General features: G+C 39.1%; 1 protein-coding gene. It reads right to left on the bottom strand.

What is annotated here, in order from left to right:
• Window positions 1–394 precede the first annotated feature (394 nt).
• Window positions 395–1,678, bottom strand: a complete 1,284-nt coding sequence (locus ACSKT4_RS19030; protein ID WP_186871525.1) for an IS110 family RNA-guided transposase — start codon at window positions 1,676–1,678, stop codon at window positions 395–397.
• Between the last annotated feature and the right edge of the window lie 129 nt (window positions 1,679–1,807).

Here is a 1,807-nt window from a genome sequence, read left to right on the forward strand (position 1 = left end):
CCTCCCTCAATAAAGTTAATTTTTCTTCCAAATACTCGCGTATTCTCAATATTTTATAAACACTAGTTAGTTGACACACCTTATAGATAGTTAAAAATTGAAAGTAATTCAATTTATTTACAGGTTGGGGGCCATCCTATCTGCCAAACTGGTATTGTTTGGAAAACAGTTTTATAACCGTGCTAGGAAATCTCCACACAAATCACGGTCGCTAACCCTCCCATGTCTCTCCGGATCGTATCCATACTTTCCTTCGTCCTGCGTATCCATGAGGTGGAGGTTGGAAATGCTCCTATGCTGGGTCTAATGCCCGAATGGATAATATATACTCCAACTCTGCACTATTGGTGTTTGTATGAGAACTAATAATCGTATTTGATGTGTTTCTAAAGGCTTAAGCAGCCTGTAATGCTTCCTTTTGTGACAATCCTCTTAATAACTTAGATCCATCAAACTCACATTGTCTTTGGCCAATGACAAATAATACACGTAATAACTTACAACACAAGGCAATGAGTGACTGTTGCTTTTTCAATGGTTTTTCAGACCGTGTTGTATAGTGTTGATGCAGGGCTTTAAACGTTGGATTATGGGCAACTAGCGGACGAATAGCTAAATATAGGGCTCTTCGCAAACGACTTCGTCCTCTCTTAGTTATCCGTGTTTGACCTTTAAACTTACCAGAACTATGTTCTCGTAAAGATAGCCCTGCTAAATTGACTAATTGTTGAGGGTGTTTATATTTCGTAATATCCCCTACTTCAGCGAAGAATAGAGCCACGGTTGTGGATCCAAGCCCTGTAATATTCATCATTTGTTTAGCACCAGGTAAAGTCACGACAAGTGATTCTAACTCTTTGTCTAACTCCTCTAACTGTTGCTTATAAAGTTCATATTGATCGAGTAAACAGTCCAACTCGCGTCGGGCAAACTGAATACCAATTTGAATGCCGATACTCTTTTTTGCGACTTCTACTAGCTTTGTTGCTCTTTTAATTCCCACTCCTCGTTTAACGAAGGGCTTCCACTTCATCACCACATCTTCTGGTGACAATTCCTTGATTTGAGACGGAAATGGAAACAGTCGTAATGTACAGTAAGCTGCTTTTCCTTCCCAATCACCAAATACATCAAAGAATTCCGGAAAATAGCGTTGAATATGGTTTTGGATACGCCCTTCAGTGATCATCAGTTGGTTGATAAGTTGATCTCGTAATTTGACGCCTTCTCTTAATTCGGCATAAATGCCATCTAAGAGATTTGGTACAGAGTATCGCCCATCTTTAATCAACTGACCTATCACACGGGCATCTTTCGTATCATTTTTGGTAGGGGAATTATCATCAAGTTCTTTACTTTTCTTTACGTGCATAGGATTTACGACAACAAAATCGTATCCTTTCGCTACTAAAAAGTAAGCTAGACTAAACCAGTAATGGCCAGTAGGCTCGACACCCAGAATGACATAATTTTTGTCATTTTCCTTTCGAAGGTTCTCTGCCCAATTTACTAGTTTTTGAAAGCCATGCATTTTGTTTTCAAAGATCAAGCGTTTCCCGAATTCAACACCTCGGTCGTCTTGAGCACGAGCTACGTGTTTGTCTTTGGCAATATCAATGCCTACAATGAGTGTTGAAGGTGTGATTTGAGAGATTTTTTGATTTTGTGTATAATTCATTATTGAGTCCTCCTTGGTTACTTAAATTAAGGGTCCATTTTTGCTTCGAAGCTTTGGACACCTCGTATGATACCAAGAGGGCTCTTTTTGTTTCAATCCTCAAATTTCTTCATTACAGGAATGCTCCTA

This window comes from Ornithinibacillus liuyingii (assembly GCF_055550225.1).